Annotated in this window: 23 protein-coding genes; 12 read left to right on the top strand and 11 right to left on the bottom strand. The window is 58.8% G+C overall.

The window, feature by feature from the left end:
• Positions 1 to 16: 16 nt before the first annotated feature.
• Positions 17 to 1,012, bottom strand: a complete 996-nt coding sequence (locus J3P89_RS14825) for an MBL fold metallo-hydrolase (protein WP_434652261.1) — start codon at positions 1,010 to 1,012, stop codon at positions 17 to 19.
• 218 nt (positions 1,013 to 1,230) lie between these two features.
• Between J3P89_RS14825 and J3P89_RS14820 the strand changes: the two genes are divergently transcribed.
• Complete coding sequence (locus tag J3P89_RS14820; RefSeq protein WP_434694636.1) at positions 1,231 to 1,752, top strand: YkgB family protein; 522 nt, start codon at positions 1,231 to 1,233, stop codon at positions 1,750 to 1,752.
• 94 nt (positions 1,753 to 1,846) lie between these two features.
• Here J3P89_RS14820 and J3P89_RS14815 read toward each other — a convergent pair whose 3' ends face one another.
• Entirely contained in the window at positions 1,847 to 2,365 is a 519-nt protein-coding gene (locus J3P89_RS14815; RefSeq protein ID WP_434694635.1) for a MarR family winged helix-turn-helix transcriptional regulator, read from the bottom strand.
• A 353-nt stretch (positions 2,366 to 2,718) separates the two neighbouring features.
• On the opposite strand from J3P89_RS14815, the gene J3P89_RS14810 reads away from it, so the two are divergent.
• The 3 genes from J3P89_RS14810 (at position 2,719) to J3P89_RS14800 (ending at position 6,395) form a co-directional block, all read left to right on the top strand.
• Positions 2,719 to 4,371 (top strand): RopAA-2, encoded by a 1,653-nt coding sequence (locus J3P89_RS14810; RefSeq protein ID WP_434694634.1) that lies wholly within the window; start codon positions 2,719 to 2,721, stop codon positions 4,369 to 4,371.
• Positions 4,372 to 4,563: 192 nt separating this feature from the next.
• A complete protein-coding gene (locus J3P89_RS14805) occupies positions 4,564 to 6,006 on the top strand; it encodes an ATPase domain-containing protein (protein WP_434605097.1) in 1,443 nt (480 codons plus the stop codon).
• 26 nt (positions 6,007 to 6,032) lie between these two features.
• Entirely contained in the window at positions 6,033 to 6,395 is a 363-nt protein-coding gene (locus J3P89_RS14800) for a response regulator (protein ID WP_434624371.1), read from the top strand.
• Between the two features lie 85 nt (positions 6,396 to 6,480).
• Here the strand turns inward: J3P89_RS14800 and J3P89_RS14795 are convergent, their stop codons facing one another.
• The 3 genes from J3P89_RS14795 to J3P89_RS14785 form a co-directional block, all read right to left on the bottom strand.
• On the bottom strand, positions 6,481 to 7,203 hold the full coding sequence (locus J3P89_RS14795; protein ID WP_434694633.1) for an anti-sigma factor: 723 nt from the start codon (positions 7,201 to 7,203) through the stop codon (positions 6,481 to 6,483).
• Positions 7,200 to 7,754: a sigma-70 family RNA polymerase sigma factor gene (locus tag J3P89_RS14790; protein ID WP_434604327.1), complete on the bottom strand. Its 555-nt coding sequence runs from the start codon at positions 7,752 to 7,754 to the stop codon at positions 7,200 to 7,202. Before J3P89_RS14790 ends, J3P89_RS14795 begins: the two co-directional genes overlap by 4 nt.
• Before the next feature lie 111 nt (positions 7,755 to 7,865).
• Entirely contained in the window at positions 7,866 to 8,408 is a 543-nt protein-coding gene (locus J3P89_RS14785; protein WP_434694632.1) for a DUF3455 domain-containing protein, read from the bottom strand.
• A 282-nt stretch (positions 8,409 to 8,690) separates the two neighbouring features.
• Between J3P89_RS14785 and J3P89_RS14780 the strand changes: the two genes are divergently transcribed.
• The 5 genes from J3P89_RS14780 (at position 8,691) to J3P89_RS14760 (ending at position 13,417) form a co-directional block, all read left to right on the top strand.
• Complete coding sequence (locus tag J3P89_RS14780) at positions 8,691 to 9,374, top strand: methylamine utilization protein (protein WP_434624363.1); 684 nt, start codon at positions 8,691 to 8,693, stop codon at positions 9,372 to 9,374.
• Positions 9,358 to 11,715, top strand: a complete 2,358-nt coding sequence (locus tag J3P89_RS14775) for an EAL domain-containing protein (RefSeq protein ID WP_434694631.1) — start codon at positions 9,358 to 9,360, stop codon at positions 11,713 to 11,715. The genes J3P89_RS14780 and J3P89_RS14775 overlap by 17 nt, the downstream gene beginning before the upstream one ends.
• Before the next feature lie 5 nt (positions 11,716 to 11,720).
• Positions 11,721 to 12,584, top strand: a complete 864-nt coding sequence (locus J3P89_RS14770; RefSeq protein ID WP_434694630.1) for a DUF3034 family protein — start codon at positions 11,721 to 11,723, stop codon at positions 12,582 to 12,584.
• Positions 12,584 to 13,003 carry a group I truncated hemoglobin gene (locus J3P89_RS14765; protein ID WP_434694629.1) on the top strand — a complete coding sequence of 140 codons (420 nt, stop codon included), beginning with the start codon at positions 12,584 to 12,586 and terminating at the stop codon, positions 13,001 to 13,003. Before J3P89_RS14770 ends, J3P89_RS14765 begins: the two co-directional genes overlap by 1 nt.
• A 114-nt stretch (positions 13,004 to 13,117) precedes the next feature.
• Positions 13,118 to 13,417 carry a hypothetical protein gene (locus J3P89_RS14760; protein WP_305495230.1) on the top strand — a complete coding sequence of 100 codons (300 nt, stop codon included), beginning with the start codon at positions 13,118 to 13,120 and terminating at the stop codon, positions 13,415 to 13,417.
• Positions 13,418 to 13,528: 111 nt separating this feature from the next.
• Here the strand turns inward: J3P89_RS14760 and J3P89_RS14755 are convergent, their stop codons facing one another.
• A complete protein-coding gene (locus J3P89_RS14755; protein ID WP_434694628.1) occupies positions 13,529 to 14,074 on the bottom strand; it encodes a cytochrome b/b6 domain-containing protein in 546 nt (181 codons plus the stop codon).
• Positions 14,074 to 14,340 (bottom strand): PepSY domain-containing protein, encoded by a 267-nt coding sequence (locus J3P89_RS14750; RefSeq protein WP_048722823.1) that lies wholly within the window; start codon positions 14,338 to 14,340, stop codon positions 14,074 to 14,076. The genes J3P89_RS14755 and J3P89_RS14750 overlap by 1 nt, the downstream gene beginning before the upstream one ends.
• A 146-nt stretch (positions 14,341 to 14,486) precedes the next feature.
• Between J3P89_RS14750 and J3P89_RS14745 the strand changes: the two genes are divergently transcribed.
• Both J3P89_RS14745 and J3P89_RS14740 read left to right on the top strand, forming a co-directional pair.
• A complete protein-coding gene (locus J3P89_RS14745) occupies positions 14,487 to 15,149 on the top strand; it encodes a response regulator (RefSeq protein WP_305495225.1) in 663 nt (220 codons plus the stop codon).
• Complete coding sequence (locus tag J3P89_RS14740; protein WP_434694627.1) at positions 15,146 to 16,537, top strand: ATP-binding protein; 1,392 nt, start codon at positions 15,146 to 15,148, stop codon at positions 16,535 to 16,537. Before J3P89_RS14745 ends, J3P89_RS14740 begins: the two co-directional genes overlap by 4 nt.
• Positions 16,538 to 16,645: 108 nt before the next feature.
• Here the strand turns inward: J3P89_RS14740 and J3P89_RS14735 are convergent, their stop codons facing one another.
• The 4 genes from J3P89_RS14735 to J3P89_RS14720 all read right to left on the bottom strand — a co-directional run bounded on the left by J3P89_RS14735 (position 16,646) and on the right by J3P89_RS14720 (position 20,969).
• Positions 16,646 to 17,758 carry a class II histone deacetylase gene (locus tag J3P89_RS14735; protein ID WP_434652236.1) on the bottom strand — a complete coding sequence of 371 codons (1,113 nt, stop codon included), beginning with the start codon at positions 17,756 to 17,758 and terminating at the stop codon, positions 16,646 to 16,648.
• Positions 17,759 to 17,793: 35 nt separating this feature from the next.
• Positions 17,794 to 18,957: an MFS transporter gene (locus tag J3P89_RS14730; RefSeq protein WP_434694626.1), complete on the bottom strand. Its 1,164-nt coding sequence runs from the start codon at positions 18,955 to 18,957 to the stop codon at positions 17,794 to 17,796.
• A gap of 22 nt (positions 18,958 to 18,979) precedes the next feature.
• Positions 18,980 to 19,861 (bottom strand): transporter, encoded by an 882-nt coding sequence (locus J3P89_RS14725; protein ID WP_434694625.1) that lies wholly within the window; start codon positions 19,859 to 19,861, stop codon positions 18,980 to 18,982.
• Between the two features lie 130 nt (positions 19,862 to 19,991).
• On the bottom strand, positions 19,992 to 20,969 hold the full coding sequence (locus J3P89_RS14720; RefSeq protein WP_434694624.1) for a helix-turn-helix transcriptional regulator: 978 nt from the start codon (positions 20,967 to 20,969) through the stop codon (positions 19,992 to 19,994).
• 277 nt (positions 20,970 to 21,246) lie between these two features.
• On the opposite strand from J3P89_RS14720, the gene J3P89_RS14715 reads away from it, so the two are divergent.
• Positions 21,247 to 22,569, top strand: a complete 1,323-nt coding sequence (locus J3P89_RS14715; RefSeq protein ID WP_434697997.1) for an APC family permease — start codon at positions 21,247 to 21,249, stop codon at positions 22,567 to 22,569.
• Positions 22,570 to 22,581: the final 12 nt, after the last annotated feature.

Below are 22,581 nucleotides of genomic sequence, written 5' to 3'. Positions count from 1 at the left end.
CAGGCGTCTAAGGCCTTCAGTCGCGATTGCGGTATTGGACGGGTACCCACTCATACCTGCCGGCTTCGCGCCTGATGTGGCCTATGCCCGGAAATGGCAGGTGAGCGACTGCTGACAACCGTTGCTCACTCGCGGCAGCCTCAAATTGTCGTAATCGCTGGGCGCGAGCGGCGTTCTGATTGACGTCGAAGGTTATTGTCACCTCCGGCCGCGAGAACTGGATGAGGCCGACATGCATGATGTCGCCCCAGAAATCGATGCTCTCGCCTTCGCTTGTGACCCGAAAAAAGCTGTGGCCCGGCGTATGTCCCGGCGTGGGAATGGCGGTGATACCCGGGAGGATTTCGGATTCGGCTGCGAATGGCTTCAGCTTGCCTTCGCGCTGGTACGGGCCAACCGTCTTCAGCGCTTGCTCCAGATAAGCCGGCGTTAACCCCTTGTCCAGGTTGGCGCGGTCCAGGAAGAAGTCGACGTCGGCCTGGCCGACGTGGATGGTCGCATTGGGAAACATCATCTGGCCGCCGCGTGTCAGGCCGCCGGAATGATCGGTATGGATGTGGGTAATCAGCACATCGGTGATCTGCGCCGGCTGGTAGCCCGCAGCCGCCAGGCTTTCGGGTAGCTTGCCGCCAACGTTACCGAACAATTCACCGGCACCGGTATCGATCAGTACTACATGTGAGCCAGTATCGACGAGGTAGGCATTGATAGACGTCTCCAGCGGGTTGCGAGCAAATCCGCGTTGCAGCATTGCGTCGATCTGCTTTGGGCTGATGCCTCTAAGCAGCGGATGTAGATCGAGGGGCAGCGTCCCGTCGCTTAGTGCGGTGATGCGGAACTTGCCCAGAGTGAAGGCGTAGATGCCTGCGAGTGCAGGTTTATGGGGCGGTGCCGTCGTTGCGGTCGACGTCTGTGACGCTAGCGCTGCGGTGGGCGACGGTGAGTAGGTTGCACCCGTGACTAGGGCTGCTGTCAGTAGGGCCGCAAGATGGAACCGCGCGTGGTTATGCATGATGAGTACCTTTGTGAGTGTAACCATCGGTGATCGCTGGGATAAAGGTAGATAAAGCGCGTTCAGTGTGAGGCACCGCGTACGCCTTAGCCGCTAGCCAGTACCGGCTGTATCTACGACATGCTTAGGCTTCATAGCGAAATATTATATGCGTGACGCATGCATTTTGCCAATCGCTGATATATGCTTCGAGCACATATCGGCAATCGGAGAATCCCATGCAGCACATCACGAGCGTCACCAGCAGCCAAGCTGCTCTCACTTCCAGTATTTCGAGACTCGAGAACGTAAATCGGGCAATGGTCCTGTCCGGCGTGGTTCTTCCCCTGCTAATGATTGGTCTACTCAAGTTCACGCAGATCGAGGTGCAGGTACTCATACCCCTGATCAGTGGCACCCCATGGCTGGCCTGGCTTTATCCAGTTCTTGGCGAAGCCGGTACCTCGTACTTATTGGGTGTAGTCGAGATACTGACTGCACTGCTGCTCATCGCTTCACCCTGGTCTGCTCGAGCAGCTATCGCAGGTGGGTTGTTAGCATCGCTGATCTTCTTTACGACCATTTCCATGATGTTGGTATTGCCGATATGGGAGGCCGGATCGGGAGGTTTTCCATGGCTGAACTTCCTGGGCACATTCCTGATAAAAGACGTTGCGTTGTTAGGGGTGAGCCTGGTGATCCTCACCGAGGGGCTGCAGCGACTGCGCCCAATCCGGACTCAAGAGGGCGGGGGTGAATAAAAGTCTGAGAGTGGAGTAGCGCTTCCATTTGTAGCCATGCTGCCGGGATCCATTTACTGGCAGCGAGACTATTGCTAAGCAATATTGCTTACTTTCAGAGATGGCCAGTGCAGGGATTTTCATTCAACGCATCTGCGACTGGACAATTCGTGCAAGACGCAGGGTCGCACAATCTACACACTGAATAGCCTTGATCGAGATCATTCACCAGGCCGTTGAGTAGCTTTTCGGTTATCCGTCCGAGGATTTCGCGCTCATCCGGATCAAGCACTTCCAAAACACGAGCTATACGTTCATGGCGGACCGCTAGCACGGCAGCACAGTTCGCATTTCCTGCGGTAGTAAGGTGGAGCGCAACGGCACGCCGATCAGCGTCTGCTTGTCTACGTTCCACTACACCCTGGGTGACAAGCCTATCAACCAGGCGCACAGCTCCAGGATGAGACAACCCCAAGGCTCGCCTCAAGCGCTCTATGGACATGCCTGGCTCGTGACCGAGCAACGCAATAGCCGCAGCTGCCGGACCAACTTCCGGAGCTTGGTCTTGAGTGCCTTGGTGGATAGAGTCAGAAATCGCCAGCGACAGCGCCCCAACTATGTTTTCGAGTTTCATATCGTTCATGAGCTAAATATGTGTGCATCGCGCATGGAATGCAAGATTTTCAAATGAGAAGGGCCCGTCTTGGGGGAAAGCCACGGGTTCTTTCTTATCAGTAGCTCCATTGCTCAGCGACTTTTAGCTATCGCATCGACATTCTTGTTTCCAAGGACCGGCCTGGCCTTCGCGTCGCCTTCTACGATGAAAAAAATAGAACGGTCAGCCTTTCAGTTGTGGCCGTCGGTTTTTCAAATTTATTACATCCTTGGAACGCTTCTTCCGGCACGGCCACTCAGGTGTGAGGATGCCGCCGCTCATACCGGGGTCATTCGCATTCATCTATCTGCCGATGACAAGAGGACAAAGCCATGGATACGATTAATGTAGGTGCAAGCCGCGAGCTGACCCGTCCACCTGATGAGATACAGCAGGAAACAACACTGCGGGCCTCTCACTCTCCGGTCCTCGGCGATATCGGGGTAGCAATGCGCACGCGGCTTCATAACCATTTCGAGGCTCACCTTGAAACACAAGCTGACTCCGATCAACCCGCTGCCCCTGCTTCAAGCGCCCGCAACGCGGAGCTGAACGCCATTCGCGATGACCGTGCCCAACGGCTGGAGGCCGGGGGTTATACCGTCCATGACATGGAGAAGGCGGAAAAAAACGCAGCCAGGGCCGACAGATTGTTTGCGTCGATAAAGTCAGGGATGGGGGGGACACCCTTTGCGGCGCTGACCGAGGCCGGTAATTTCAAACCGTCGATCCTCCAGGTAGCGGGCCAGCATGCCAATACGGTACGCCAAGCGGCTATAGAGAACGCTATGTCATGCTTGTATGCCGGTATGGCGGATGCTGCCGGTAACAAGACGATCGCGGGCTTCAAGCCTGGTTATTACCTTAAGCCCGAGAGCAATACACTGCATCCGGCGCTTCAAGCATCGGTGGCGGAGAAGCTGCTGGCGTTGGACAAAGGTCCATTGCGCAATGCTTTCGACGAAGCTAATAAATGGCTTACCGGGTTTGCTGTACGTAACACTGCAATGTACGCATCAACGCTTGCCATGACGGCTGCTGGCAGAGAGGAACTGGATGCAATCCTGCAACCCGCCCTACGACCGGTCACGGCTATCATCGTGGGTATTGCAATCGAGCATTACAATGTGAGCCGTGATCGCAGTAACCATTTGGCTGACCCTGCGATGCTCTATGGTCGTCGAGATGCTGTACCGGAAGGGCAGGCTCATAAGCCTATTGATCAAGATACCGAATGGCTGGATGACTTCGAGACCTTAAAGGATCTCGATGCCACTGCCCTGGTCAAGATGGTCTCCACGCGGCTGGGTGAAGGCGCGGCCACGGCGCTGAATGCGGTCATCAGTGGCGATGCCTTGAAAGAGATAGTAGACCCGGTCAGTGTTGTAGGAAATGGTCTGCTGATTGGCGGTTTTTCTGCAATGGGCGCGGCTACAACCGCCACAGCCAACCTGGCGAAGTCCACGGAGCTGGGAAAAATGGCGGCTACCGCAGCCTCGGAGGGCGTAAAAAACGTATTGGGTACCCTGGCTTTCGGGCTGTGGGCAGCTGGCGCCTCGCTAGGTGGATCAGTGCCGAAAAAAGCCACCGCTGCTGTCGATGCCCATGTACCAAAAGCGGTAGAAGGGGGCGCAGATGCAGCGGGCAGGGTGGCGGTCAAGGGCGGTGAGCTTGCGCTCAAGACATCGCTCACCGGCGCCAGATTTGCCAAAGAGACAGCTGTGTCAGCGACCAACCACACAAAAAATGCAGCTCAAGCGGTAGGGGATGGAGTCACTAGCGTTGCCAGCGCCATTGGCACCACCTCCCAGTCAGCCTGGAATAAAAGCGTTGGGGCCCTGAGGCAACGCTCCGCGGTCACCCCTCAAAGCCAGGCCGCTCAGGGTCAGAGCATACCGATGCAGCCCCTCGCGGGTACGCAGGTCCAGGCATCTTCCTCAGCACCTGCGCGTCCGACTGCCCAGGATGACGGAGATATCGTTTAGCAGCCTTTCCTTGTCGCTCACTTCAGTTTTCCTTGATGTCCAGGGATCGGACATTGCAAATGATTACTTACGACCCAAAGCGAACGATCTTCCACGTCTACTTTCTATTGAACCTGAATGGCCTCGAATTCGAATTGGCGTTAGCATTTCATTCATCCGGCTTAAAAGCCTGTTTTTTTAGATCAGGGTCACATTGTGGAAAAGCTAAAACGCCTTCAAAGCGGAATCGAAGGGCTCGACGCTCTGCTTAACGGAGGGCTGGTCGCGGGTGCTTCATACATAATTCAAGGTCGTCCAGGTTCGGGCAAGACGATCCTCGCCAATCAGCTTGGATTCCATCACGTGCGTAATGGAGGCCGTGTTTTAGTCGCCACACTGCTGGCCGAGTCGCATGACCGTCTCTTTCAGTTTCTCTCTACCCTGAGCTTTTTCGACTCATCCAAAGTGGGCGCTGAAATCCAGTTCGTCAGCGCATTCGATACGTTGGAAAACGAAGGTCTCGATGAAGTAGTAAAACTGCTTCGGCGTGAGATCAGTCGGCAGAAGGCTACGGTCATGGTCGTCGACGGTTTGCTCAATGCGCGCTCCAAAGCCGATTCGCCTATCGACACCAAGAAATTCATCCTGGAGTTGCAAGGCCACGCAGCGTTCGCCGGATGTACCGTACTGTTCCTCACCAGTTCACGGCTTGACGACGGTAGCCCAGAGCACACGATGGTTGATGGTGTGATCGAAATGGGAGAGGAGCTGTTCGGCACTCGTTCCGTACGACGTATACAACTACGCAAGACGCGAGGCAGCAGCGCACTGACCGGTCTTCACGAATGTGAAATCACTGATGACGGCCTGGTTGTCTATCCGCGTCTCGAGAGCCTGTACAGCCGTCCTTCCTCGTCCGACAGTGCGGACATGACGCGTATCGCCAGTGGGATTGATTCACTCGACGATATATTGGGCGGAGGACTGCACAGCTCCAGTGTGTCTCTGGTCATGGGGCCCTCCGGGATCGGCAAGACCACGCTGGGCCTCAAATTCCTGGCCAAGTCCACACCAGATGCCCCAGGCTTGCATTTTGGGTTCTATGAAAGTCCACAGCGGCTGCGCCTGAAAGGATCCTCACTGGGCATCGACATCGAAGCCATGGAGGAGAGCGGGGCGTTGAGCATTGTGTGGCAGCCAACCACCGAAGGGCTGCTGGATGGACTCGGCTCAAGACTGCTGAGCATCGTCAAGGAAAAGGGTATCAAACGCCTGTTCATCGACAGTCTGAGCGGGATGACACGCGTTTCGACAAATCCGGGACGGATTACCGATTTCTACAGTGCGCTCATGAATGAGCTGCGCTCCAGAGGCGTTACGGTATTTGCATCCTGGGAAATGCGCGACCTGTTCGGTTCCGAGGTCAGCTCACCGAACTCCGACCTGTCGAGCATCGTGGACAACCTGATGCTGATGCGTTTCTTTGAGAATCGCGCTGAACTAAGCAGGACGCTTTCCATTCTTAAGGTACGAGATAGCTCCTATGACCCCTCGCGATTCGAGGTGGTGATTCGTGATCAAGATGTTTTCCTGAAAAAGGCTTTGAGGAATGAACCTTCAGTTGCCACTGAGTCCTTGCCTGGTTCGATTTCATAAGTCTTTGAGCAGGTTGAAAAATTAACATGACCACCATCCTGGTCGTCGACGACGAGTATCTGATCGCTGACATCCTCAGCTTCGCGCTGGAGGATGAAGGCTTCATGGTCGTAAAAGCCAGCAATGGTCGAAAGGGACTCGAAGTTCTTGAAAGGGAGCGTCCAGCGTTGATTGTTACCGACTTCATGATGCCCGTCATGGACGGCTTGGAGTTCGCCACGGCTGTGCGAGCACTTCCGTCCGTCAATCGTTTGCCAATCATCCTCATGAGCGGTGCTCAGGCGCACATAGGTATGCAGAGATCGGATTTGTTTGATGCAGTCCTGCCAAAGCCATTCGAGATAGGCGCCATCATCGCAGAAGTGAAAAAGCTCTTGTCTGCGCAGTAGTTCGTTCCGGTAGGCGTCACGAGAGCGAGTCTATCGAGTGCCCACCGATGCCCAGCGTGGGCTGCATGATTTTTTGAGGAGGGTGCTAGAGGACTTTCACGGCCCGGCCGATGAACTGCACCGGCCCTGTGGGTTTTCCGGTCGGCGAGCCATTGACACTTTCAAGAGTCAGTTCAAAAAGTTGATGGGGCTCCAACGGCGGTAATTTATCGAGCGGGACCGACAGCGTTTGTCCAGGCCGGACCAAACCCAGCGATACCGGCGCTTTCCAGTCGTCCGCCTTGGTCCAGAATTGCAACGCTTTATCGCTGGGGACCTGAGCCACCGCCAGCGGTATAAGTTGAATTTGCTTGGAGTCGGTCGCTTGAATGACCCATCCAGGTGCCTGGTTTTGCGGCGCTACCAGCACCACCAGGTAAGTGGTTGGGCTGACCGCGGTCGTGCGCGTCAGTAGCAGCGTTCCCAGCAGCAATGTTGCAACGATGCCTGCCCCGGCGAGCCCGCGCCATAACGGAAGAAAATCCCACAATGATCTCGACCGTGGGGCATTCGGCGCTCGCTGGCCATGACTGTCCAGGCTGTTCTGGATACGCCTCCAGACAAGGGGCCCAGGTGTTTGCGGTTCTGCCTGTTCAGTCAAGGCCGCCAGGCGCTGCTCCCAGGCATCGACCGCGTCGCGCAAGGCGGGTTCGTGCGCCAGACGCTGTCGAACCTGCTTGCGCTGATCGGCCGGCAATGTCCCCAACACATATTCGCTCGCCAGTTCTTCGATGTTTTCGGGAAGATCATCCTCTGCGCTCGTCGTCATCCCATGCACTCCCGCAACGCCACCAGACTACGTTTGATCCACGCCTTTACGGTTCCCAGCGGTGCGCCCACTTTTTTCGATATTTCGGAATGTGAATAACCGTCCACGTACGCATGAAGTATGCAGTTGCGCCGGGCCGGCTCCAATCGTTCAAGGCAGGTATAGATACGACCTGAACGAGTCAGGTACTCAAACGTGTCGCTGTTCGGCGCGTCAACGGACGCCAAAGCGTCCGAGGCCATTTCACTGTGCTCGTCGAGCTGAATTTGCCTGGCGTTGTCGCGCACGACATTGAGGGCCAGATGTCGGGTTATGCTGAATATCCAGCCACGGGCAGAGCCTCTGGTCGGATCGAAACTGGCGGCGCGAGTCCATATCTTGATAAAGACGTCATGGAGGATGTCTTCCGCCAACGCCTTATGGCGCACGATTCGCTGAGCAACGCCCATCACGCGTGCGCTTTCCTGATCGTATAAGGCGCGCAACGCCTGTTGGTCGCCTTGGGCGCATGCCGCAAGGTGGGCTTCATAGTCGAAGTAAGGTTCGGGCAAGGACAGGTTTCCAGCCATTGGCAGCAACATGACCCCAAGCCCGGAGGCAAGGGGGTATTCATGGGAGAAGAGTAGCCGACTTTGCCCTGACCACTGGCCGTCGAGCGTGATCTATTGGGCAGCCCAGAATATATAGTCGGCTTGATACTTCACTACCTCACGCTTGCCTTTGTTGGCGCTGGAGCATTCGGCCATCGGCGCTACGCCACCCTTGACGGCCAGCCGCTGGATGTAACTGACCCCGTTCATTGCGCCTTTCCCTTCGGCGGGGTTGGCCTTGACCAGCTGCAAGGGGAGGTCTTTGGGGCTGACCGATGCGACCGCCAATTGGGTTCCGGTGATTTTGGAACCGTCGTTGGCTTGCCATGTTGCAGGTGGTCCGAAATAAGTGCCGATAGCCTTGCCGCTTCGGTCGTTCAGCAGCGCTTTCGGGCCGATGAAAAACCATTCTGTCTGCCCTGCGGCATTGGCCTTGTCACGGCATTCATAAGTGATTTCTCCGACTCCTGCAGTTTCGAGCGCGACCTTATGCCCGGCCGGGACCTTGATGCTTTCAGGCAAGCCTGCTTGCGCGTAAGCAGCAGGCATCGCGACGAACAGGCAACTGGCAGTCAATGCAGTACCGATAATGCAGAACAATCGTTTAGCGTTCATACAAGCTTCTCCTGAGGATTTGATCAGCGCAGCGGTTCATGGCCGCTACATGTACTACCCTCTGGAACGCGGACTGGATGCACTGGGCTGAATAAAAATATTATCAACGGCCGTTTCAGCGGGGCTCGCAAGGCCGGCAGTCGGTCATGTCGGGCCTGCCTGTTCAGATTTTTGCTACGCGGTCGATACCTAGGTAAATGGGCGATCAGTGCGTGACTGCCGATGCCGCCATCAGGAGTCTCGTCACCAGGACGATTCACCCTCGTTTTCAATGGAATGGGCATGTCCAGGAATAACCCGCTTTTTGCACTGCTGTTACTGTTCGCATGCCCTGTCGGGTGGGCGGGGGTGGCCAAGCTTGATGTGGCGATGCACGAAGGCACGGGCCAGCGGCTGCCCGACGCGGTGGTCACGCTGCAAGGCCCGATCGGTGCGCCGTTGGCGCCTCCCGCCGCCAATATGGATCAGCGCAACCAGCAATTTGCGCCCCATGTGCTGGCGGTGCACACCGGCACCCCGATCAAATTCCCCAACAGCGACAACATCCGCCACCAGGTCTACTCGTTTTCGCCGGCGAAGCGCTTTGAGTTGCGCTTGTACGAGGGCACCCCCTCCGAGCCGGTGCTGTTCGATAAGCCCGGCGTGGTGGTATTGGGCTGCAATATCCATGACCGGATGCTCGGCTACGTCTTTGTCACCGACGATCCGCGTTTTGCCGTCAGCGATGCCCAAGGCAATGTGGTGCTGAACGATTTGCCAGTCGGCGAGTACCGCGTGACGCTTTGGCATCCCCGGCTCAAGGGGATGCAACCGATCGATGCCGGTTCTGTGAAACTTCCTGCGACCGGCCTCAAGCAGAATTACACCCTGACGCTGGAGCCTTTACCTGAGCAGCCCGCAACCGCTCCGGCTTCGAGTGCCTTCGGCGATACGTTCAAGCGAGCGGCTCGTGAAACTGCGCAATAGTTTCCAGGCGCAAGTCGCAGCGGTGATGATCCTGTTGTCGCTGGGGGTGATCGGCGTGTTGTATTTCAGCGTCAATGCGGCGACCCGTTCTGCGGTGCGTAGCCAGTCCGAGGCGCAGTTGGACGTCGGTACGCGCGTCTTCGAACGGCTGCTGGAGGTGCAGGGCCGACGCTTGGCCGATGGCGTGCAGTTATTGGCGGCCGACTTCGGCTTTCGCGAAGCGGTGGCCAGCCGGGATGCTGCAACCATCCGTTCAGTGCTGGTCAACCATGGCAAGCGCATCAATGCGAGCGACATGATTCTGCTGAGCATGGACGGCGAGGTGCTCGCCAGTACCCTCGACAACATGCCGGAAGGTTCATTGTTCCAGTACGATGGCGCGCTGCGCCTGGCACAACGTGCGCGCCAGGCCATGGTAATCGTACCGTTGCAGGGTAAACCGCATCTGTTGGTGGAAACGCCCGTGCTCGCACCGCTGCCTGTTGCCAGGGTGGTGATGGGTTTCAGCATGGACAAGGCCTTTGCCAGTGAGTTGCGCTCACTCACCAACCTTGAGGTTTCGTTTCTTGCTGTTGATCAACAACGGCCTGGTGAGCTTGTCAGCACGCAACCAGACGTTCTGCGCGGGCCTGTCTCCAGCTTGATGCTCAACTCGTCCAACCGCAACAGCGCGGTACTGACGGAGCACCTGGATCGCAATTTCCTCAGTCAGTTTCTGCTGCTGGCTGACGGTTCGAACGAATACGATGGGCAAGTAATAGCACTCTTGCAGAGTCCGCTGGACGTGGCCATGCAAGCGTTTGCTCCGCTGGACGAAAAAATCCTGGCGATTACCCTGGTCGCACTGATCGCCTCGTTGGTCGGCGCTTTGCTATTGGCACGAGGTGTGTCGCGTCCGGTCAAGTCACTGGCCCTGGCGGCGGAGCGCATCGGTCAAGGCGATTACCAGACCCCCGTGGTATTGGAGCGGGAGGATGAACTCGGGGTGTTGGCCAAAGCCGTCAATTCGATGCAAAGCGGCATCGCCGAGCGGGAGCAGCAACTGGCCCACAACGCCCTCCATGACCCCGTCACTGGCTTGCCCAACCGCGCATTGGCCATGGAGCGCCTGGGCAGTGCAATTGCCGCCAACCGGCCAATTGCCCTGATCTGTATGGGCATCCATAACCTGCGGGCCATCAACGAAACGGTCGACCCCGAAACGGTCGACCGGCTGCTCCGTCAGACCGGCCAGCAAACCCAAGCCCTGTTGCACCCTGGCGACACCGTGGCGCATCTGATCGCCGAGGAGTTCCTGGTTCTGCTCGATGGGATGGACAGCGATGCGGCGGTCGCCTTGGCGGACAGGTTGCAGCAAGTATTGCTCAAGCCCCAGCACATCAACGGCCACGACCTGGCCCTGGACTGCAGGCTTGGAATAGCGGCCTACCCGGCGGATGGGCAAAGCGCGCAGACCCTGCTGGAACGCGCCTCCATCGCCATGAAAGACGCGGCGCAGATGCCAGGTCATCTACAGATTTATCAGCACGGGCGTGATTTGGCCCACCGCCGCCAGATCGCCCTGATTCGAGACTTGCGCCACGCGGCGAACAACGGTGAGCTGCTCCTGCATTACCAGCCCAAGATGGACATTCTGAAGAGTCATGTCCGCCAGGCTGAAGGCCTGTTGCGCTGGCAGCATCCGCAACTGGGCCCGATCTCTCCAGCCGAATTCATTCCCTTGGCAGAACGGACCGGAAGCATTCAGGCGCTGACCCATTGGGTGATCAACGAGGGCATGCGCCAGCTCTCGGAGTGGAATGGGCGAGGGTTACGCTTGCAACTGTCATTGAATATATCCGCCGAAGACCTGATCAGCGACGATCTGCCTGTTCGGGTCGTGGCATTGCTGCGCACGCATCGGCTACCAGCCGAGCAGCTGGTGTTTGAAGTCACCGAAAGCGCTGTCATGCGCGAGCCCGAGCGGGCCCTGAAGAACCTCCATCTGTTGCGCGATTGCGGCATCAGTCTGTCGGTGGATGACTTCGGTACCGGCTATTCGTCCTTGGCGCACCTCAAGCGACTGCCGGTGCAAGAGTTGAAAATCGACCAGTCGTTCGTCCGAGACCTGCATGACACCAGCGAAGATGCGGTAATTGTCCGCTCGACCATCGAAATGAGTCATAACCTGGGGCTCAAGGTGGTTGCCGAAGGCGTTGAATATGAACACAGCCTGAGATTACTCGAACGTTGGCATTGCGATACCGCGCAGGGCTACCTGATCAGCCGACCGCTGACCGCCGCGGCGTTCGAGGCCTGGGTGGCGTTGCCTTTGAATCTTCATTCTTCGCTGGTTCATTGAACATCATGACTTCACGTTTGTGGCTATCGATCGCCTGTTGCTCAGGACTCGCCCTTCAGGTCGTTTCTGCCGACGGCGGGCGTTTGATCGCGACCGGTGGCGCCAGCAGCCTGGAGGGTGCCGCCGGCGGCGGAATCACGCCGTGGGCGGTGTTGGCCGGTTACGGCGAAAAGAACGAGTGGGGGGCGACTGCGTTCGCGACCTCGGTCAATCTGCCGGATTATCGGCTGGATGTCGCCGGGCTGGCCGTGGCCTACGACAACCGGGTCGAGCTGTCTTTTGCCCGGCAGCGTTTCGACCTGGGTTCGCTGGTGAACAAGCTGAACCTGCCCGACGATAACCTCGGCCAGGACATCTTTGCCATGAAGGTGCGTTTGTTCGGTGACGTGATCTACGACGATTTGCCGCAGGTTTCCCTTGGTCTGGAGTACAAACACCAGAACAACTTCCTGATCCCGAGCCTGGTCGGCGCCAGGCGGGACAGCGACACCGAAGCCTATCTGGCTGCCAGTCGGTTATTCATGGGCGGGGCGTTTGGCTACAACCTGCTGCTCAATGGCAGCCTGCGCTACAGCCGTGCCAATGAGCTGGGGTTGCTCGGGTTCGGCGGTGACCGTCGCGATACTCGTAGCGTGCTGAAGGAGGGCTCCCTGGCGGTGCTGCTCAATCCGCGCTGGGCACTGGGCGTCGAGTATCGGCAGAAACCGGACAACCTGTCCTTTGCCGGGGAAAGTGACTGGGCTGATCTGTTCGTCGGTTACTTTCCCAATAAACATCTGTCGGTGGTGCTGGCCTACGCGCGGCTGGGCGAAATCGCGACGCTCGACCGCCAGAACGGCACATATCTTTCGGTGCAGGGGAGTTTTTGATGCGCATTGCCATGCTGGTGCTGATCGGGCTGTTGGGCGCCTGCACACAACCCTTGTCCAGGGACGACTCGCTCTATCAAGACCTCGGCGCACAGGCCGGGATCACCCGGATCGTCGAGGGCATGCTGCTGAACATCGCGCGTGATGAACGTATCGTAGAGCGCTTTCGCAAGATTGATATCGAGCGGCTGCGCGACAAATTGATCGAGCAATTTTGCCTGGAAACCGGCGGCCCCTGCATCTACACCGGTGACAGCATGGCCGAGAGTCACAAGGGGCAGAACATCAGCCGCAGTGATTTTAATGCCTTGGTTGAAGACCTGATTGCTGCAATGGATGAGCAGCGTGTTCCGGTGCCGGTGCAAAATCGGCTGATCGCACGGCTGGCACCGATGCGCGGCGAGATCATCGAAAAGTAAGGGATTCAATCCACGTTTTAAGCCAGACCTGTCTTGGGCTTTCGTCAGACGCCGGGAACGACCCGCTGCGCCTGTAAGTCTACCTGTATCTACTCATTGGCAAGGTACAGCGCAATGGATAAGACAATCACCGTGGATCAGCTGGCTACCACCGACCTTGGACCATTCAACGAGATATGGCTCGGTGGGACTCATACCCAGCTATGCCTATGGCGTGGTGCCCAGGTTTTCACCCACGAAATGCTCAGCGAGGGCACCCATGATCAGAATGTCCAGCGCCTGTGCTTGCAGTGGGTCGACCCTGACGATCAGGCCGCAGTGGCCAGCGTTGAGCTGATCGCCCGCGAACGTCTGAACAAAATGGGGAAGGAGGGCGAGTTTTATCCGGCTGAGGAAGCGGACACCCATCAATAGTCACCCTGCAAGCTCGGCCAGTCATGAGGGCCTCAGTAGGTCAGATGAGGTTCCGTTGATTACGGCGCGCTAACCCTTTTCAAGGTGGCTGGCACCGCAGCGTTATTAAATTTACTGCGCACGTTCGTCCGGCAGGCCCTTCCTGCGACCGGTGAGCATGGATAACGGCAAGTTGTCGCGGACCTGGATACTTTCAATAACGGCTGCCAGCACATGCACACACACCAGACCGAGCAGCGTGTTGGCGGCGGTTTCGTGCAGTTGCAACGGCCAATCGGCGCCCCAGAGGGCATCGACTTCCTGCATCAGGAAGCCGCTGATTCCGATAGTCAGCAATGCCAGCAACATCGACAACATCACCAGCGCGCCAATTGGCGAATGGCCCAGGCGGTGTTGTGGCCGACCGTTGAGCAGCGAGCGCACGTGAGTACCCAGACGTTCTGGCGTGGGCCAGAAGTCCGCCCACCGTGCGCTGCGTGGTCCGACGAATCCCCAAACCGTTCGTACCAGCAGCCAGGCCATGGCGTAATAGCCCAGCCAGACGTGCCAGTCGTCGCCTGCTTCGTTGAAGAAGTAGTTGGCGACAAAGACCCCGGCGATAGACAGATGAAACAGTCTCACCAACGGGTCCCACAGGCGTAAGGATTCGTCTGGCATCAGCCTTTGATCTCGGTCTTCACGGCTTTGCCGGTGACCGGGTCATGGTAGATTTCGACCTTGCGCTTGTCCTTGTCGAAGCCGTAGATCTCGTAGCAGTTGCCATCGGTCACCTTGAACTTGCTGATCTCGTAGCCTTCGGCCTTGAGCTTGTCCTGGAAGGCTTTTTCGTCTTGCCATTGCGAACGCTCCGCGGTGGTGCATTGCGGACCGGCGACAGCCAGGGGGCTGGCGATAATCAGGGACAACAGGAGAATTTTGCGCATGGAAAAGCTCTCAGCGGATGTGGGAGATTGCACAGTGCAAAACCAACCTTAGGGCAACCTTAGTTGGCAACGAGTCGTAACATTTTGCTGAAATGCCCCCGGCCAGAACTCGGCATGATGCCGCCGATTCCTACAGAGATTTTGCCATGCGCCTGCTCCTTGTCGAAGATGACCGTGCCCTCGGCCAGGGAATTCGCGTAGCCCTGGGTGCCGAAGGCTACACGCTGGACTGGCTGCAGGATGGCGTCGCGGCCCTGCACGCCGTGCGCAGCGAAAGCTTTGACCTGTTGCTGCTCGACCTCGGCCTGCCACGCCTCGACGGCCTCGACCTGTTGCAGCAACTGCGCGCCGAGCAGCACGATTTACCGGTGCTGGTACTCACCGCCCGCGACGGCACCGCCGAACGCATCGCCGGGCTCGACGCTGGCGCCGACGACTATCTGGTGAAACCCTTCGACGTCGAAGAACTCAAGGCCCGCGTGCGCGCCTTGCTGCGCCGCAGCCAGGGCCGTGCGCAACCGATGCTTGAACACGCCGGCGTCAGCCTTGACCCGGCCACTCAGCAGGTGCGCTACCAGGATGCGGACGTCATCGTCACCCCCATGGAATACCAACTGCTCCACCAACTGATGGTGCGCCCCGGCAAAGTGGTGACCCGCGAGCGTCTGTCCCGCGCGCTGTACGGCTGGCAGGACCGCGTCGAGAGCAATACATTGGAAGTATTGATCCACAACCTGCGAAAAAAGTTATCCAGCGAGCTGATCCGCACCGTGCGCGGCGTCGGCTACGTACTGGCGCTCAAACCATGACCTCCGTGCGGGCGCGCATTCTAATTCCTGAATTGGCCCTGATCCTGTTGGGTGACGCCCTGATCAGCTGGCTGGTGCTGCGCGATAGCCACCAGGAAATAGAAGAAGTCTACGACGCCCAACTGGCCCAAAGCGCGCGGCTGCTGCAAGGCGTGCTGCGCCAACGCGACCCCGGGGAAGCTGACTGGGACCGCCTGTACCAGGCCTTCGACCAGGCCATGAGTCGTGTCGGTGAAAACGGCGTTGCCCATCCTTATGAAACGCGCTTGACCTTCCAGGTGTGGCGCAGGGATGGTCAGCTACTGGTGCGCTCCGCCGGCGCACCGGTTCTCGATGCGTCGCTGGCCACCCTGGGTTCCCATGACATCGTCGATAACGGCAACGACTGGTGCGCCTTTCTCCTTGCCGACCCTGAACAGGACCTGCTGATCTGGGTGGGCGAGCGCGACGACATTCGCCAGGACCTGATCCAGCGCATCGTGCGTCATACCCTCTGGCCCAGCCTGATCGGAGTGCCGCTGCTGGCGCTGTTGATCTGGCTGGTCATCGGTTGGGGCCTCAGCCCCTTGCGGGCCATGGCCCTTTCTATCCGTGGGCGCACCACCGAGACTCTGCAGCCGTTGCATCTCAAGCCTCTGCCCAGCGATCTTGAACCCATGCAAACCGCGCTGAATCGCCTGTTGGACCAGGTGGATGGTCTATTGGCGCGCGAGCGCCGCTTCATCGCCGACGCCGCTCACGAGCTGCGTACACCCTTGGCGATCCTGCGCATCCATGCCCAGAACGCGCAAACCGCGGTGACTGAAGAACAGCGGCGCGAGGCGCTGCATTTCCTTGTCAACGGGGTCGATCGCGCCACCCGCATCGCCAGCCAGCTTTTGACCATGGCCCGCATCGAACCGCAACTGAACAACCCCGTGTATCAGCGCGTGCAACTCGCCGAACTGGTCCGTGAAGAATTGGCCGAACTCACGCCACTGGCCATGGAAAAGAACGTGGAATTGGTATTGGAGTGTGATGAAGAGTGTTGGGTGCAAACCGAACCGGTAGCACTGGCCATTGTCCTGCAGAACCTGGTGACCAATGCCCTCAACTTTTCTCCCCAAGGGAGCGAGGTGGCTGTGGTGGTGCGCAAGGACGAGGCGGGCAGGGTCTGCTTGAGGGTTGAAGACGCCGGCCCGGGGATCGATGAAGGGGAAATCGCAAGGCTGTTCGAGCGGTTTTACAGTCGCGGCAATGCCAATGGCGCGGGCCTGGGATTGGCCATCGTGCAGATGGTGACAAACAAGATCGGCTGCACGTTACGCCTTTACAACCTGGCGGGCGGTGGCGTTTGTGCGGAACTTTGTCTGAACAGTGACCTTGCAAGCCCGACCTCCAACGCTTGACTCAAGGGTTGGCTTCGCAGCATGCGGGCGTAGAAGTGTCAGGCGCGTATCAAGAGCCGATGCCAGTCATGGCATCGGTTCTTGTCTCTCGCTCAGGCGTGCCAGCGCCTAGGCCAAGCGTGTGTGGGCCAACTCATCGATCAAGTGCCGCTGAAACGCCGCAAGCGCCTCCTTCGGTTGCTGCAGTTGGACAAACTCCAGCATGGGATCGGTGACGGCAGTCCTCACGCCCGCCAGTTCCTCAAGGGTCGCCAGCCCGCAAAACGGTACATACGCTTCTGAGTATCCACCTTCGTGCACCAGCACGAGACGGCCCTGGCACAAGCGCTCGGCGGCTTTACGCACGAGGCAGGTCATCTGCCGGAACGAGTCGCTGTGCAACAGCATGCGGGCCAGCGGGTCGACGGCGTTGGCGTCGTAGCCGCAGGCGACAATGATCAATTCGGGCTCGAAGCGCTCCAGTGCCGGGATCACGATGCGTTCCATCGCGTACAGGTAAGCCTCATGGCCGCTGCCGGGCGGCAGTGGAATATTGATGTTCGCACCCAACCCCGCGCCACGGCCGCGATCAGCCTCACCGCCGTAACCTGCCGGGAAACAACCGTCCTGGTGCAGTGAGATAGTCAGCACGTCACCACGCTCTTCGAAGATCGATTGTGTGCCGTTGCCATGGTGTACGTCCCAGTCGATCACCGCGACGTTGCCCAGGCCACGGCGGGCTTTTGCGGCTTCAATGGCGATGGCAATGTTGGCCAGGAAGCAAAAGCCCATGGCGCTGTCGGCGAGGCAGTGATGGCCTGGCGGGCGCGACAGGGCGTATGCGTTGTCGGCTTCCCCGACGAGCACGGCATCGACCGCGGCGATGGCCAACCCGGCAGAGAGCTTGGCTATTTCATAACTACCAGGCCCTATGGGCGCGTGCGGCCCCAACTCACCGCCCCCGGCATCGCTCATCGTCTTGAAGCGTTGCAGGTAACCGGGTGTATGAACCCGCAGCAGATCTTCATCGGTCGCCGCGTTGGCGCTGCGTACCTGCAAATGACGGGTCAGGCCGGAAACGTCCAGCAGGCTCTTCAGACGGCGTTTGGTTTCCGGCGATTCAGCGTGGCCCGCAGCGGCAGGTGGTTGTACCCATCCTCCCACCGGCAAGGTCAAGGCATGCAACCCGGCGCTGTGCCAGAGGCTGAGTTCGTCGAAGAAAAATGCACTTTTTCGGCTCATCGTCTTTCCATTTTCTTTAGGGGTAATAAGGCCACTCATGCGTTTGGGCGGCTGCCGAGCATCAACGCCAGGGAGAGCAGGGTGATGCACGTCCCGCCGATCAGCAGCGATTGGAAGCCGCCGCTGGCTTCGATCAGCCGGCCCGCCACTGTCGGGCCGATAGCCAGGCCACCGCCAATCACCAGGTTGGAGGCGTTCATCAGTTTTCCGGAGCGGTCGAGGTCGGCCAGGCAGGCCAGAATCAGCGGCAGGATGAAGGTCCAGGTGAACTTGAACAGCAGCGCCGCCACGGCAAATTGCATGATTTCGGGTTGACCTCGCAGCAACAGCACCGAACCGGCCATCAGTGCGTAGCCCAGCAGCAACAGCAGCAAGCGTGGCAGTCGGTCGCCGATCAGTGAGGCACAGCCCGCTCCGACAATGCCCATCACCGTGGCGAGCGCCAGAACCTTGCCACTAGACTCGGCGGAGATACCTGCCTGGGTGGCGATGGAGCCGATAAAGGTCCACACACCGCCCAGGCAAATGTAGAAACTCAAGACCCCCAGAATGCCCAGCGCGGCTTTCCACAGCGAGGCGACGGCGACATGCTCGGCGGTTGTTTCAGCCGATGGGCTGCCTTGCGGAAAAGAGCGGGCGAGTGGCAAAAAGACCGTCATCAACCCTGCGAGGATCACGTAGCACGCCGATAGCCCGAAGTGTTCGAAGAGCCGAGGCAGGATGCTCAAACCGATCGCCCCGACAACCAGTTGCCCCAGCACCCATAACCCATAGACGCGACCGGGATTGGCTGTTGACGCGGCGCTGGACAGGCAGATGATCATCAACGAACCGCCCGCCAGGGCACTGCAAAAGCGTAATGCCAGGAGTATCGAGTAGTCGGCAGCAAGCACTGATAAAAGGTTTGCTGCAATGAACACGACACCCGCCAGCAATGCGGCGCGGCGCCAGTCGATACGTTTCAGCCACCACAGGGCGGGCAGGGTGGCCAGGCTCATGGCGCCAAGTTCGGTGGAGAAAAGGTCGCCGATCTGTGACGGGCTCAACTGCCATTGAGTCGCCAGTTGCGCCGCGATGGCCGGTGCGGTCATGAGAATGGTCGGGGTGATGGCGGCGAACAGCACGATGGCTGCCAGCAGCGCCCGTTCAGATGATGCGCGCAAACGCTCATCCACCAGCGGTTGGGTCTGGGTGTTCATGGGGAAACTCCGATGAATGAATTCAGAACACGTGGACCAGACGCAGCAGTGCGTCAGTGCCGTGGTAGCCGTTATCGGTGGCAACGTTCTGCGAAAGGCCGAACATCACCTGGTTCTGTTTATCCAGCCAGTGGCCGACTTCGAAGCCCGCTTGGGTGTAGCGCTTGTGGGTGTCATCGATGCGCTGGTCGTTGATCCGCAGCTCGCCGCCATCGGCGTGGATCAGTCGCAATGCGCCGTAGGTGCTTTGCGTAAAGTCGTAGGACGCGAAGGCCTGCAGACGATACAACGGGTCCTGTTTCAGCTCGCTGCCAAAGTAGTCGTCGTTCTTGCCGTAGAGCTGGGCTTCGAGGTTCGCCTCCAATACCCATTTTTCGCCGATGCCCTGGGTGTAGTTGTAAACGAAGGTCGCGCCCCAGCGATTGGCACCGGGCGATACGTCTGGATTTTTGCCGTGGTATTCGCCAATCGGCAGGGTGATCAGGGTCAGCAAGCCGCTGTAGGTACGCGAGGCGGGTTCATTGATGATGAACAGCGTGCCGCCGACCTGAGGGTCGCCAAAACCGCTTTCCCCGGTGTGTTGGCTGGCACCTGGCAGGCGCGCGCTGATGTCGGCAAAGGGCACGATGAACTGCGGAGTGCACAGGGTGCCGCAGACGTCGGTGAAAAATACCTGACGGTAAGCCATGGCGTTGACCTTGAGGTCGGCCTTGCCGGTGCTGTCGGCCGGGCCGTGAAAGTCGTCAGCGCGGCTCGCCGGCAAATACACCACGCCCAGGTTGGTGCCTGAAGGCGCGCCGAAAAAATCCCGGGCATTGAGGTCGGCGGCACTGGCGTGCAGGCTCGACAAGCCACCGATCAGGGCCAGTGCGGCATTGCGCGTGAAAGTCTTGGTCATTGGCATTGCATCTCTTCTTTGAGTTGTCGTGCGGCGAATGGCTCGCCTGTCGATGGCAGAGGGGCAAAAAAGGACAAAGGCGTCCCGTGGCCGTCAAAACGACAGCGAAAAATTCAGCGCAAGTCAGCGGTGCGGATCAGTCGGGAGGGGCATGCAGTAGATGGGCGATACGGGCCTTGTCCTTGACTCCGAGCTTGCTGTAGATCGCCCGGATGTGGTGGCGCACGGTGTTGGGGGACATGCCCAGGTCGCGGGCGACTTCCTTGTAGGTCTTGCCTTCGCCGAAACCCTGGGCCACGGCGTTTTCCCGTGGGCTCAGTTGCATCAGCACCGTGCGGCTGCGAGCGGCCAGCAGGAGCAGGTCGCCGACCGTCGATGCCTCGATCTGCAAGTGCTTGCCTTCATAGCCGTCAGCGTTCATCGCCACCGGCAGGCAAGGGCCGGTCCAGTCCTGCCACTCGCTCAACAACAAGTCGACGAAGCCACGTTCCGCGCAGTGCAGGGTGCCGCGTTGGTCGCACACGGCGAGCGCGAGGTTGCGCGGATGCGTGAGGGCTTCGCGCATCGCCACCAGGGTGCGAATCTGATTGGCGGATACCGCCGCCACCAGGTGCAACATGAGATTGTTCAGCAACAGGCAGTCTTGCTCGGTGAAGCGTGCCGCGTCTGGGGCGCGATAGAGTGCGAGGTGGTCGCTGAGGTGGGTTTGCGGGTCGATGTACACCACGCACAGCAACTCGCCGATGGCGTACGTCTGGCCGAGCCAGTTAAGCCCGGAGCCGCTGGCAGGGTTGCGCATGTCGACGATGACCGCTCGCCCCGGAACATCGTGGGCCCTGGCGACAGTCACATCGATATGGCGAATCGACTGCCAGTCGGACAGGTAGCTGCGGGGCAGTTCATGTAGATAGGAGCTGTGTTCTTCAGGCAGTCCGTCAACCAACGCGCCGCGGCCCCACCAGGCGCTCTCGAAGGGCAACAGCTGGCTGATGCAGCTCAGCGCCGCTTCGTGGAAATGCTCGATGTCCTTGTCCTGCGCCAGGCGCTGGAGCTCCAGTGTCATTGCGCTGAAGGCCTCAAGGAGGCAGGCGTGACCATGATCATGACGGCTCATTCGTATGTACCTCTATGCGACGTTCTTATTGTTTTCGTCACGAAGTCATTGAGGGCCGGAACGTCGTTTGGACGCGGGCAGGGCCTGTGAGCGATTATTGGCCCACTAAAGCAAGACTGCCATCCTACAGATGCATGATAGTGCCTGGCGGGAGCTCTTCCTCGGCTGGCAATTTAGTGAACTTTTACCCTGCGAATTTTTCCACTGCTCAGAGGTTATGCGAGGGCATGACGCTCGGATGAATCTTGCGAAAAAAATCCCCCTGGCAGAGCCTCAAATGACAGTGAACCGGTCACAACCCAAGCCCTCTTTGCGCCGTGCCATCACGGGGCCGATGCTGTTTCTGTTCATCCTGGGCGATGTACTGGGCGCTGGCGTTTATGCGCTTGCGGGTACCATCGCCGGAGAGGTAGGCGGGGCGATCTGGGTGCCGTTGTTGATCGCGTTGTTCTTCGCCATGTTGACGGCAGGTTCGTACGCCGAACTTGTCTCGAAATATCCTCACGCGGGCGCGGCGTCGGTGTTTGCCGAAAAGGCTTTCAAGTCACCGCTGATATCGTTCCTGGTTGGTTTTTGCATGCTCGCCGCGGCGGTGACCAGCGCGGCCGGTCTCTCGCTGGCCTTCGCGGGGGACTATCTTGGCGCATTCATCCACGTATCACCCCACGTTGCTGCGCTGATTTTCCTGCTGGTCGTTGCCCTCTTGAATGCGCGAGGGATCAAGGAATCTCTGGGGGCGAATCTGCTGATGACCGTGATCGAGCTGTCAGGGCTGATGTTGGTCATCGTTGCTGCGGGTTACTTTTTCAGTTCTGGCGAAGCTGAACTGGCAAGGGCGCTGGAGTTCAAGCCTGGGGTCAGTCCGATGCTGGCGGTGTTGGGCGCGGCGTTGCTCGCGTTCTATTCGTTTGTCGGTTTTGAGACGTCCGCCAATCTCGCGGAAGAAATCAAGAATGTTCGCAAGGTATACCCACGGGCCTTGTTCGCGGCGCTGGTTACCGCAGGGGTGGTTTACATGGCTGTTGGGGTCGCCGCGTCTTCAGTTTTGCCAACGGAGAAACTGCTTGCCACATCGGCCCCATTACTCGAAGTGGTTCGGGCTTCCGGGCTCGACATTTCGCCTCGCCTGTTCGCTTTTATCGCGCTCATCGCGGTGGCCAACGGAGCGCTGCTGACCATGATCATGGCCAGTCGACTCACTTATGGAATGGCCAATCTGGGGCTGTTGCCAGATGTCCTGGGACGGGTCCTGCCGCATAGGCGCACACCGTGGGCGGCGATTATTGCAACGACGCTCGTAGCCATCGCACTGACGCTGACAGGAACGTTGGCGACCTTGGCGCAAACCGTTGTGCTGCTTTTACTGTTCGTGTTCCTCAGCACCAACATGGCCGTGCTGGTGTTACGCAAGGACAAGGTTGCAGAAGAACATTTTCAGGTTCCCACCTGGGTACCCTGGCTGGCGATCCTGTCTTGCCTCTTATTGCTGAGTCAGCAAGAGTGGGGTACGTGGCTGCGAGGCGGGGCACTTATCCTGGTGGGGATGCTGCTGTATGTCTTTGCCCGAATGGCTGTGCCGGCTGTTGTAAAACCAGACTAGACAACGGCCGCA

The sequence above is a fragment of the Pseudomonas sp. Z1-14 genome (genome assembly GCF_051132005.1).
Lineage (GTDB): Bacteria > Pseudomonadota > Gammaproteobacteria > Pseudomonadales > Pseudomonadaceae > Aquipseudomonas.
Note: the sequence above shows the minus strand (reverse complement) of the source record. Positions and strands in the feature narration are given on the sequence as shown.

What these genes read in the sequence shown, in the direction of transcription:
- J3P89_RS14735 (WP_434652236.1), bottom strand. Translation starts at nt 17,758, where the DNA reads ATGAGCCGAAAAAGTGCATTTTTCTTCGACGAACTCAGCCTCTGGCAC.
- J3P89_RS14745 (WP_305495225.1), top strand. Translation starts at nt 14,487, where the DNA reads ATGCGCCTGCTCCTTGTCGAAGATGACCGTGCCCTCGGCCAGGGAATT.
- J3P89_RS14765 (WP_434694629.1), top strand. Translation starts at nt 12,584, where the DNA reads ATGCGCATTGCCATGCTGGTGCTGATCGGGCTGTTGGGCGCCTGCACA.
- J3P89_RS14800 (WP_434624371.1), top strand. Translation starts at nt 6,033, where the DNA reads ATGACCACCATCCTGGTCGTCGACGACGAGTATCTGATCGCTGACATC.
- J3P89_RS14810 (WP_434694634.1), top strand. Translation starts at nt 2,719, where the DNA reads ATGGATACGATTAATGTAGGTGCAAGCCGCGAGCTGACCCGTCCACCT.
- J3P89_RS14730 (WP_434694626.1), bottom strand. Translation starts at nt 18,957, where the DNA reads ATGAACACCCAGACCCAACCGCTGGTGGATGAGCGTTTGCGCGCATCA.
- J3P89_RS14795 (WP_434694633.1), bottom strand. Translation starts at nt 7,203, where the DNA reads ATGACGACGAGCGCAGAGGATGATCTTCCCGAAAACATCGAAGAACTG.
- J3P89_RS14780 (WP_434624363.1), top strand. Translation starts at nt 8,691, where the DNA reads ATGTCCAGGAATAACCCGCTTTTTGCACTGCTGTTACTGTTCGCATGC.
- J3P89_RS14825 (WP_434652261.1), bottom strand. Translation starts at nt 1,012, where the DNA reads ATGCATAACCACGCGCGGTTCCATCTTGCGGCCCTACTGACAGCAGCC.
- J3P89_RS14760 (WP_305495230.1), top strand. Translation starts at nt 13,118, where the DNA reads ATGGATAAGACAATCACCGTGGATCAGCTGGCTACCACCGACCTTGGA.
- J3P89_RS14715 (WP_434697997.1), top strand. Translation starts at nt 21,247, where the DNA reads ATGACAGTGAACCGGTCACAACCCAAGCCCTCTTTGCGCCGTGCCATC.
- J3P89_RS14820 (WP_434694636.1), top strand. Translation starts at nt 1,231, where the DNA reads ATGCAGCACATCACGAGCGTCACCAGCAGCCAAGCTGCTCTCACTTCC.
- J3P89_RS14755 (WP_434694628.1), bottom strand. Translation starts at nt 14,074, where the DNA reads ATGCCAGACGAATCCTTACGCCTGTGGGACCCGTTGGTGAGACTGTTT.
- J3P89_RS14740 (WP_434694627.1), top strand. Translation starts at nt 15,146, where the DNA reads ATGACCTCCGTGCGGGCGCGCATTCTAATTCCTGAATTGGCCCTGATC.
- J3P89_RS14770 (WP_434694630.1), top strand. Translation starts at nt 11,721, where the DNA reads ATGACTTCACGTTTGTGGCTATCGATCGCCTGTTGCTCAGGACTCGCC.
- J3P89_RS14815 (WP_434694635.1), bottom strand. Translation starts at nt 2,365, where the DNA reads ATGAAACTCGAAAACATAGTTGGGGCGCTGTCGCTGGCGATTTCTGAC.
- J3P89_RS14750 (WP_048722823.1), bottom strand. Translation starts at nt 14,340, where the DNA reads ATGCGCAAAATTCTCCTGTTGTCCCTGATTATCGCCAGCCCCCTGGCT.
- J3P89_RS14725 (WP_434694625.1), bottom strand. Translation starts at nt 19,861, where the DNA reads ATGCCAATGACCAAGACTTTCACGCGCAATGCCGCACTGGCCCTGATC.
- J3P89_RS14720 (WP_434694624.1), bottom strand. Translation starts at nt 20,969, where the DNA reads ATGAGCCGTCATGATCATGGTCACGCCTGCCTCCTTGAGGCCTTCAGC.
- J3P89_RS14785 (WP_434694632.1), bottom strand. Translation starts at nt 8,408, where the DNA reads ATGAACGCTAAACGATTGTTCTGCATTATCGGTACTGCATTGACTGCC.